The 6,005-nt window shown below is 33.9% G+C and carries 7 protein-coding genes; all 7 read left to right on the forward strand.

Translation table 11 applies throughout. The features are described from left to right. The first annotated feature begins 3 nt into the window (after positions 1-3). The 7 genes from WKT20_RS12885 (at position 4) to WKT20_RS12915 (ending at position 5,849) form a co-directional block, all read left to right on the forward strand. Entirely contained in the window at positions 4-456 is a 453-nt protein-coding gene (locus tag WKT20_RS12885; protein WP_229106033.1) for a hypothetical protein, read from the forward strand. Positions 457-625: 169 nt separating this feature from the next. Beyond that, positions 626-1,060, forward strand: a complete 435-nt coding sequence (locus tag WKT20_RS12890; protein WP_270530755.1) for a hypothetical protein — start codon at positions 626-628, stop codon at positions 1,058-1,060. Positions 1,061-1,113: 53 nt separating this feature from the next. Further along, on the forward strand, positions 1,114-1,545 hold the full coding sequence (locus tag WKT20_RS12895) for a hypothetical protein (RefSeq protein ID WP_340417491.1): 432 nt from the start codon (positions 1,114-1,116) through the stop codon (positions 1,543-1,545). Positions 1,546-1,641: 96 nt separating this feature from the next. Further along, on the forward strand, positions 1,642-2,667 hold the full coding sequence (locus tag WKT20_RS12900) for a hypothetical protein (protein WP_340417492.1): 1,026 nt from the start codon (positions 1,642-1,644) through the stop codon (positions 2,665-2,667). A gap of 92 nt (positions 2,668-2,759) precedes the next feature. Then, the gene (locus WKT20_RS12905) at positions 2,760-3,398 is read left to right on the forward strand and encodes an ankyrin repeat domain-containing protein (protein WP_340417493.1); all 639 of its coding nucleotides are present in this window, start codon (positions 2,760-2,762) and stop codon (positions 3,396-3,398) included. A 1,500-nt stretch (positions 3,399-4,898) separates the two neighbouring features. Next, positions 4,899-5,294, forward strand: coding sequence for a sodium transporter (locus WKT20_RS12910; protein ID WP_340417494.1), 396 nt, complete (start codon positions 4,899-4,901; stop codon positions 5,292-5,294). A 33-nt stretch (positions 5,295-5,327) separates the two neighbouring features. Beyond that, a complete protein-coding gene (locus WKT20_RS12915) occupies positions 5,328-5,849 on the forward strand; it encodes a hypothetical protein (RefSeq protein WP_249087752.1) in 522 nt (173 codons plus the stop codon). The last annotated feature ends 156 nt before the right edge of the window (positions 5,850-6,005 follow it).

Genomic DNA, 6,005 nt, shown 5'->3' on the forward strand with positions numbered 1-6,005 from the left:
ATTATGATTGGTATGAGTTGTATGTTCAATCTTTCTGAACCTTTAGTTATTCCACGGAAGAAGATCAGTACATTTGTGGAAACCGGGTTGTGTATCGCTTATTTATGGATCTGTTGGGACATGTTGTCCGAAAGACTGGTTTACTGGATTCCTGTAGGCCTTTTTCTTTATTTATTGGTGAAGGGTATCCGACATTGGCACTGTGTCATCCAAATCAGTGAACAGGGTATCACTACTCCCAAAGGAAAGGTGCTGCTTTGGAATAAAATCTTGTATTGCCAGTATGTGGTAGTATATGGTAGATATTCACATGTAGAACTGTTTCTCCGTACTAGCCAGAACTACAACGAGACAATCCATTTGAATGATTATCTCTGTAACTATCGGGAGTTGAGGGCTGCCATTGCATTTTACTCCAGAGGGAAGGTGGAATTGGAAAGTAAAGAAAAATTTTAATACGAAATTGCATTACAGGAATCATATTTTCAATTCTGGGTAATTGACAGTGTTTTGTTCATAGACCTAACCCATATTAGAATGGGGGATAATATTTTGCCAACAAAACAGAAACAACAGTTAAACGCTGTTTTTCACAAAACCATTATAAACAATAAAACGAATTTTTATGGAAGATTCTAATATCCTAAAGAGACTTGACAATGATAAGCTAATAGATGTTGTGAAAAATTATAAGCGATACGGTTATGATGCTGAAATTCGCGATTATGCTATTAAGCTATTGGAAGAAAGAGGCTGGAGTATAGAAGATTTGAAGACATTTGGTTACTGGGAAAATTCCAATTACGAAGAAGCATTGATGCAATACAAAGCTTACTGTAGAAATTCACTGATAGCTGTCTGTGTCTTGATATTAAGTCTTTGTATGCTGGCACCTATCTATCTTGTATTTGTATTTATGACCTATCGGAATGTATGTAAGTTTTATCAGACATTAGGGAGAAAGGAAGAAGCCGTATTCTCCTTTGACTTGTGTTGGCATGTTTTGTTGTTCTTCTACCTAAAAGAGAAAATGAAAGAGGAGCTGAAAGGAATAAGATAAGTTTATAATAAGTCGAGAGACAACTTAATATAAACCATTATAATCTTCAAATTATGCGATTAAGCAGTAGGAAAATAATACTTTATACAGGAACAACCGTTCTGCTGATTATGATAATTGCCACTCGCTGTCTTGATTTTTTCTTCTTTTTTAATGAGGATAATAGAAGATATACAATAGGTACGTTTTCTGACATAGGATATTATCGTGGTTCAATCTGCAAATTTAATTACAAAGTGGGTGATTCAATTTATATTGTTGATACAAGGTTTGGACTACATGATAAAGATTTGAAAAATCTAAGATTGGTTGTCAAATATTCAAATAAATGGGTTGAACATTCAGAGCTACTTTTAGAGGTTGTTCCTAAATGGGTGCTTGCACCACCCAAAGGCGGATGGGAACAGTTCCCTCCTGACATAAACTGGAAAGGAGCTGAATTAGATACTGCATATATGAAGAAGATGAATTTGGAAATACCATAATTTGATGAGAATAAAAATAGAATGTTAACAAGGTCGAGATAACAGCTAAACGCTGTTGCTCACCAAACCATTATCAACAAGAACTAAAATTCAATCATGAAAGCGAAACTGAAAATAATAAAAGATTGGGAGTTTGACGGAATAACGTTGTCTGGCACTTCTTTCAAATATAGTCCCCTTGGCGGCAAAGGAATGATAGCTCGTAGCGAAGATGAAATTGTATTCTCTGTTTATCATTCACAGCAAAAGTTAAACGGAGTGCTATGGATAAAAGGGGATATTTCCCGATTTATCCCCAGTCCTGAATCCCAAGAAGTGCAAGACATTTGGCAAGACCCCGTACTTTTATCTTACAACAACGGAATATTATTTCTTTGTGGAGCCAATAAAACTCTTTGGTGGTTATCTGAAATAAATGGCGATTGGACTTCTATTTCTATGGATAACTGGTGTGCTGGAGGCATACCTATGCCAATTGCTGTTACCGGAGAACATGATGTATTTCCCATTGTTTGTAGAGTAGATCGGGTTTTGGAATCAACAAACAGTTTCACAACTTTGACTGTGGATTTTGATACAACGACTGCTCATTGGTCAGATATAGGTTCTTGTGTATATAGCAAAGCAGGAACTCGTCAAGCGCATCTTGATTCGGTAAGAAAAGCGAATGGAGATTTCTCTAAAGCAACTTTCAATTACAGCTATCCCTTAATAGGTTCTATTCAAGAGCAGGCCGGACATTTATATGCTTTTCTGGAAAGCAGCACAATTAATCCGGCAGGTTTGACGGGAATGGGCTATTATTGGTACACGGAGTTAGAGTTTTACGGCCTGTTCAAAAAGAAGTTGTGGGGCAAAGACAATTTAAGTCGTTTGCCCGGAAAACATGGGATGCGAGGTAAATTCTCAGGGGATAGAACTTGGCTTATTTTATCTTCCATTTTCAAAACAGATGAATGGAAAGGTAAGCAAAAACTATTGAGTCTTTCTGACTGCACCTTAGTTGACCTTGTTATGCCTCGTGGATATAGTGCTTTCCGAGTGTTAGATGTTTGGAATGACCGAGCATTTATCTGTAATGAAGATACTAAGCTGGCTCTTTGTGAAATAATATGGGAATAACTTATTATAAATGTTGTAACGAGCCAAGTTAGCTGCTGAACGCAGCTCCTTGTCAAACCATTAGCATTAATGTTCGACTTAAAAAAGTAAATATGAAGATAATAAATTGGACATTACTTTTTCTTGCAGCGTTTTTTTGTTGCTTTGATAGCGTGAAAGCAAATCCATTGCGGCAAGATACGATACGGGATGTACCCTATCAACTTTATCCGTTGGGGGTTGCCTGCCGTGACAATGATATGGCAACCATAAAACGGTTGCTGGCAGGAAAAGATGAACCTATGGCAATGGGTAACAATTTTTATGAGTTTGACATATTCTATACGGCGATTTACTTTGATAAAGAGGATGTACTGAAATATGCCCTTACCAGGTATAAGGACATTAATAACAGATTATATAGTGACGAATACGGGCTGACGCTCCTGACATACGCTTGTAAATTGTCTAATGTGAAGTTAGCCCGTATATTGCTGGAGCATGGCATTGACGTAAACGGTTACCAAAGTCCATACGATACATATAAAGTATATCCGATTATGGAAGCCATTGCCAATAATAACATTGAACTGGTTAAATTGCTTTTAGAATATCATGCAGATCTTAATATAAAAGATAGTAACGGCAACACCCCTCTTGCTTTAGCAAAGGAAATAGGTGCAAAAGAAGTAGAAGATTTGCTTTTGCAATGGAAGGAACAACAAAAAAATAATGCTAACAACGCAGGATAACGGACAAGCAGTTCCCTGCTGAACCATTATGAACAGTAGCAATATATGATACATAGAATATTAGGATATTTATGGTATAAGATAGAATACTTAATCCGACATTCAGATTCTTGGCATGTCCCAGATGTGTTAAGTATTGTAATTATGTTTTACGGAGTAGATATAGCTTTGATATATTGGGCAGCTACAAGTGTTAATCCGGGACCACTTTTTCTGCTTGCCTTTCCTCTTGTATGGATTATTCTGTATATTTATTATCATTATAAACGACGGTATTTGAAAATTCGAGAGGACGAATCGTATAAGAAATATTCCAATATATGGGCTATTCTATTTTTAATATTACCGTTTATTATTCTAATTGTATTGCTGTTTATGGCAGATGAATTTTATATGTCATATTAATCTTTTATAATAAAATAAGTTCATAACAAGGTTGAGATAACAGCTAACGCTGTTTCTCACCAAACCATTAATATTAAATGAGAAAAAACGATGAATTGGTATAAGTATTGGTATTATACAATGTTTTTTGTTTATGATTCAATATGTAAGAGTTCAAATCTGAATAAAGAGTCTGCAGTTGGATTATTTAGTGTGACTGTATATATGGTTATTGCAATAATAAATAGTGTTTTATATTCTATTTTTGATTGTAATATAACAAAAGGCTTGTGTCATATCTATTCCCATTTATTATTATCATTAGTTATTTATTGTTTGAATGGCTTCCTTTTTTGGTCAGAAAAAAAGGCTAGATCTGAAAGAAGCATTTATAGAGAGATAAGTAAACAGCAAAAAAACTTATTATTCATAATACTGACAATAGTTGTTTTTGCGACATATTTTTATGTGTTATTCAATCATACAGAATATTTCATATTAATATATTAGATATAAGGGTGATTTTAGAATATATTGAAAATGAAAAAAAGAAAAGAAACGATAAGTAATACCGGACGGAGTAATTGGGGTACGAGATGATAAGAAATACAGATACTATTTCTTTGATTACTTGTATTATAGGCTATATTTAATTTATAAAAAACATAATGAGACGCCACGTTTCAGTGCCTGTATTTTACTGACTATGAATTTTCTTGTAATACTTCTCTTTTTCAGTATAATTTTCAACTGCGTACTGACAGATCACTGGTTTTCATTGAAAAACTTCACTGTCTCTCAAGGGCAGTATATAAGTCTTGGATTAGGGGGAATGTGCTTTATCATGTTGTTTTTACGATATACCCGTAAAAAGACTGCTGCCATTCTTGTGAAGTACAAAAACAACAAGTGGAACAAGATACTCCCAACATGGATAATATGTATTTCTCCTCTACTATTGCTCTTGTTTGGAGTTGGAATAGGGAAATTGATTTTTAACTGACAAGATAGATGTAGAGATAATAGTCCGCTAACATGGTAAAACTAACAGCAGAACACTGTTGCTCACCAACTTATTACTAACAAAAATAAATCAAGATTTTAGAACAACAGCTTATGAAAAAGATTATTGATTACCTGTTTTACAGGTATTATCTGATTTCCATCAAGAATGAGGAATTTCCTCGTTTTGGGGCAACATGTGTATTGGCTGAAGTTGTTACAATGGTTTATTTGTTTGCTGCGCTAATATTGTCGTTTCTTTTAACTGGAGATTTCTTTTTACCCAGTACATCCGGAAGAACAAGAATTATAATAGGGATAATCGGCTGTTTTCTGCCCTGGCCTATCATCTATCTACATTACAACAAAAAAAGAATAAACGTTTTAGTGGAAAAATATCAAAACAACAGATACAATACCAAATATACAGACAAGGCAGTATTAAGCCTCCGCTATATAGTACCAACAGTAGGACTTATTCTGATGCTGATCCTTTATCAGTTCAGATAAATTACAACATATCTTATATAAAAAGTTGATGGAATGAAAGATTTAATGGAGAAATACTATAATGTGATTTATTATTGTGCATATAAAATATTATTCTATTTTTCGTACAGACTTATTAATCCATTTTATTGGTTGGGATTAAAAAAATGGAATAATAATTATATAAACCGTTGTATATTGATTGATAAAAAGTTATTGCCTGATACATCTGGAAAAGGTACTGATTCATGGATTTCAGTCATGGCTATTACTTCTGTGTATCGAATTAGCCTTTGGATAATTGCCGTTGTATGTATTATCGGTATTCAGTTTTCAAGAATAAGAACTTTATTAATAACTGTATTAGAATCGGATTTTCTTTTTTTACTACTATGGGTAGTTCTCGGGGTATTAGCATATCGTATCAATAATCATCTCTTGTTCAAGAAGGACAAATACAGAAAGTATTTCAAGCGATTTGATAAAGAGAAAAAATATGTACAATATTATAGTATCTATTTGATTTCCATAATCATACAATTTACAACTTTCTATATTTTACTCAAAAGCTTATAATAGAATAACTGCTCATCAAATAAAGCCAATATATTGATATTCAGTCTTGCCCATAAGACAATATGATATATGAGTTCCGAATAGAAACCGTGCATTGATTTTTGTCAGGATTTGGAACAATAGTCCAGCGGCTCCACGCTACTTTTGCCGGAAAAC

It is taken from the genome of Phocaeicola sp. ICN-14070, from assembly GCF_037892625.1.
Classification (GTDB): Bacteria; Bacteroidota; Bacteroidia; order Bacteroidales; family Bacteroidaceae; genus Phocaeicola; species Phocaeicola plebeius.